Origin of the sequence: Planktothrix serta PCC 8927, from assembly GCF_900010725.2 — a bacterium.
Lineage (GTDB): Bacteria > Cyanobacteriota > Cyanobacteriia > Cyanobacteriales > Microcoleaceae > Planktothrix > Planktothrix serta.
In genome coordinates, this window is sequence record NZ_LR734842.1 from 1 (window position 1) to 3,735 (window position 3,735).

The window sequence follows — 3,735 nt, forward strand, 5'->3', positions numbered from 1 at the left end:
TCCCCCAGCCCCTCGACCGCATGGAGAGGGGAGAATTTTTGTTACTCTTAAATCAGAAATGGTATTTAGTAATATTAATTGCTCCCCCTTCCCTTGCAGGGAAGGGGGCTGGGGGGTTAGGTCATACAAATTTTCGGAGAAAATGAAACAGCCCTGTTTATCAGAGAGGGCAATTTTTCCTCAAAAATAGGCTTCCAGAATTGATCTCAATTATAGCAGGAAACAGGGAACATGGAGTTTATTTATCCTTCCAACTCGATAATGGAGGAGTTTCTATTAAGGCTTGACTTAAACTTTCATGTAAATAACCATTAGTGGCTAAAATTCGACCGGAACTCATTTGAAACGGACTGGTATCATAGGCGGTTACTTTCCCTCCGGCTTCTTCTACTAATACAATTCCTGCCGCCATATCCCAAGGAGATAAACCTCGTTCCCAATAGCCATCTAACCGTCCACAGGCGGTATGAGCTAAATCAATTGAAGCCGCACCACTCCGACGAACCCCTTGGGTTAAATGAGTTAAATAGGCAAATTCCGCATAATTATTATCAGATGTTTCTCGACGGTCATAAGCAAAGCCTGTGACTAATAAACTTTTATTTAAGCTATCGGTTTTAGAAACACTAATTAAACGATTATTACAGGTTGCGCCTAATCCTTTGGCGGCTTGAAATAATTCATCATGAAAAGGATCATAAATCACCCCAACTTGAGGAAACCCGTTAATTAACAACCCGATAGAAGCGGAAAAAAACGGATATTGATGAGCAAAATTAGTGGTTCCATCTAAAGGATCAATAGCCCAAAGATAGGGGCTGTTTATATCTCCTAATTCCCCAGATTCTTCTGTTAAAATTCCATGTTCAGGGACATGACGTTCTAACACGGCTAAAATCGCAGCTTCCGAAGCTTTATCCGCTTCGGTGACTAAATCCCCAGACCGTCCTTTTTCTTGAATATCTTTTAAGTTCCCTAAATAGTATTTTAAAACTGCACCACCCGCCTGAGCAGCTAAGGTAGCAATATCTAAAAAAAACTGTAATTCGTTTTTAGTCATATTATATGAAATCCTTAAATTAGTGCTACAGATGGCAAGGGAACAGGGAACAGGGAACAGGGAACAGGGAATAGGGAATAGGAGGGAATAGGGAATAGGAGGGAATAGAAAAAAGTTATTACCCACCCGATCAAGTATTTGTAGCAAACATTAAAGGATTTCATATTAGATCAGTAATCAGTAATCAGTAATCAGTTGTAGGGTGCGTAAGTGACAACGCACGCACCATCTTTGAATAACCAACAGCAAATTAAGGCAAACTAGAATTACTCTGAGGTTGTTGATCTCGGAATTCTGTTGGAGTTAAACGCATAGGTTTTTCTGGGTTCCAAATCCCATATCCCATGAGTCGCGCATATTCTTGAGCATCGTTAAACCGTTGACTATATTGAGTCTTAAAATTTGAAGTCACAGGTCGATAAATAGAGGGAGTTTCTGCTAAAACATATCCCTGTTTAACTAACTGTTCATTAATCAGAATTCCGTCCAGCCAGATATAGGCAGAGATGCGACCATAGCGATCTTTTTCGGTTAAATTTCCTTCTAATAAGATTTTTTTACCTTCACAAAGTTGTTTTAAAGATTGTTTGGCTTTTACTCCCCAGGGGTCTTGTTTGAGGTCGGGGGCCGTAATTCCCGCTAACCGAACTTGTTGTAATACCGGAATTTTACTCGTTTTATCGAGAATTTCTAGGGTTTGACCACTAATTACCCGTTCAACTTTAGTAAAAATGCCTTTGGGAAGGTCAGGTTGAGAACAACTGGTTAATAGCAGCAAAATTCCCAACAAGATCCCACCATCCCATTTTCCTCGGAAACGGAAATCGAGTTGATTAATCTTCGTCCAAGGGTAATCCCGTTTTAATTTTGCCTTGGCCAAAGTAACGCCCGAACTGAAGTTCATACACTTCATCCTCGTCTTGGGTTTCCACAACTAAATCTGAACGGGGATAACTCACACATAGCAACGCATACCCCTGTTTTTGTAAGTCTACCGAGAGTCCCAGGGCTTCTGATTGGTATAACTCTCCAGAAATTACCCGCACCGCACAAGCTGTACAAGCGCCATTGCGACAGGAGAAGGGCAAATCTACCCCTTGATTTTCGGCACACTGGAGGATATACCGATCTTCAGGAACGTTGACGTAAAAACGTTCACCCGTCTGGCGATAATGAATTTCTATCCGATGGGAACGGGACATAAAAAAAATTTTGTGAGATAGTGTTGACTTTCCAAAACTTATGATAATATATATTTTCGTGGGTAAAAATGAAATATTCCCCTGGAGAGGTGGCCGAGCGGTTGAAGGCGCGACACTGGAAATGTCGTTTAGGGGTGACTCTAACGAGGGTTCGAATCCCTCCCTCTCCGTTCCCATAATGATTTCCTGGTTTTTGATGGTTTAAAAAATCCTACCCGGTTATCTATCTATGACAAACTCAGACAGTCAAATCACGCGAACCTATTTACAGGAAGATATACAGGAAATTCTGTATATTGCTATTTGTCGTAAACAAGATAACGAGGAAATGACTCGTCAAGAATTGTTAGACATCGCCACAGAGTTAGGAATTTCTTCCCAGGATTTAGAACTTGCTGAACAGCAATGGCGGTTACAAAAACAAGAAGCGGATGAAAAGTTAGTCTTCAATGCCTATCGCCGAAATCGACTGAAACAAAATTTAGTTCAGTTTGGTATTGTTAATTCTTTCTTGATTGTAATTAACTTGGTGGTTTGGCATAGCATCGGATTTGCTGCTTTTATCTTTTTAACTTGGGGATTATTCTTAAGTCTGAGAACTTGGAAAACTTACCAACTAGAAGGAGAGGATTATGAAACGGCTTTCAAAGCATGGCGATTGAAAAAAACCGTAGGTAAATCGATTAATGCTTTTGCTGATAAAGTATTAAAAGGATTGCAATCTTAAATGAAGACGAGAGGAGGAAACCGATACAAACTCATGTAGAAATAGATAACTTTACTCTCTTTACATGAGTTTTTTGTAAAAATACTTAAGTATTTATTACATTTAAAAACATTAAAGCAGTCGCCAAGGCAGTTAGGACATAGACTGATACTAAAACCTAAACTTGCGTCCCTCTTTTCCTGCGGTGTTCCCTGTTCCCTGTTCCCTGTTCCCTGTTCCCTGCTATACATTATTTAAACAAATGTAAACCCTTCCCTAAGTGCAAATAAATGTTGCAAACCTACACAGTTTCTCATTTTCCCTCTACAATAATAAGTATAGAAGCCCTAAATGGTTAGTTTGAGGGGAGGCTGTATGAATATTTTAAAATCTGTTAAAGAAATGATGGCTTATCTGACCGAAGCTGCTGGGCGGATGTTTGTCGTCAGTGATGATGTGTACCCGTCAGTCGGTACTCAACCCTTTGAAGGAACTCCTAACAAAGATCCTCGTCGGAACCACTAAAAATAAAAACTATTGAATTTGTGATCTTTCATTGTTCTTTCTCTCTTTCAAGATTAACAGAAATCCCTCATTGTCGGTGATGGGGGATTTCTAATTTCGGGGTAAGGATAAAATATTATATTCCATCTTTCAATGTTTGCTACAAATACTTGTCGGGTGGCTAATCACTTTTTTCTATCCCCTATTCCCTATTTTCTTTTCCCCTCTGTTCCCTGTTCCCTGTTCCCTGTTCCCTGTTCCCT

The 3,735-nt window shown here is 39.9% G+C and carries 5 protein-coding genes and 1 tRNA gene; 3 read left to right on the forward strand and 3 right to left on the reverse strand.

Features of this window, described 5'->3' with window-relative positions; translation table 11 throughout:
• Positions 1-238: 238 nt before the first annotated feature.
• The 3 genes from PL8927_RS04955 to PL8927_RS04965 form a co-directional block, all read right to left on the reverse strand.
• A complete protein-coding gene (locus tag PL8927_RS04955; RefSeq protein ID WP_083618240.1) occupies positions 239-1,060 on the reverse strand; it encodes an inositol monophosphatase family protein in 822 nt (273 codons plus the stop codon).
• 250 nt (positions 1,061-1,310) lie between these two features.
• Positions 1,311-1,964, reverse strand: coding sequence for a thermonuclease family protein (locus tag PL8927_RS04960; protein WP_083618242.1), 654 nt, complete (start codon positions 1,962-1,964; stop codon positions 1,311-1,313).
• Positions 1,894-2,262: a 2Fe-2S iron-sulfur cluster-binding protein gene (locus PL8927_RS04965; protein ID WP_083618244.1), complete on the reverse strand. Its 369-nt coding sequence runs from the start codon at positions 2,260-2,262 to the stop codon at positions 1,894-1,896. Before PL8927_RS04965 ends, PL8927_RS04960 begins: the two co-directional genes overlap by 71 nt.
• Positions 2,263-2,345: 83 nt before the next feature.
• Between PL8927_RS04965 and PL8927_RS04970 the strand changes: the two genes are divergently transcribed.
• The 3 genes from PL8927_RS04970 to PL8927_RS04980 all read left to right on the forward strand — a co-directional run bounded on the left by PL8927_RS04970 (position 2,346) and on the right by PL8927_RS04980 (position 3,493).
• Positions 2,346-2,432: transfer RNA gene (locus tag PL8927_RS04970), tRNA-Ser, on the forward strand.
• 59 nt (positions 2,433-2,491) lie between these two features.
• Positions 2,492-2,989: a 2TM domain-containing protein gene (locus tag PL8927_RS04975; protein ID WP_083618245.1), complete on the forward strand. Its 498-nt coding sequence runs from the start codon at positions 2,492-2,494 to the stop codon at positions 2,987-2,989.
• A 330-nt stretch (positions 2,990-3,319) separates the two neighbouring features.
• Positions 3,320-3,493 (forward strand): isochorismate synthase, encoded by a 174-nt coding sequence (locus tag PL8927_RS04980; protein ID WP_407947372.1) that lies wholly within the window; start codon positions 3,320-3,322, stop codon positions 3,491-3,493.
• Positions 3,494-3,735: the final 242 nt, after the last annotated feature.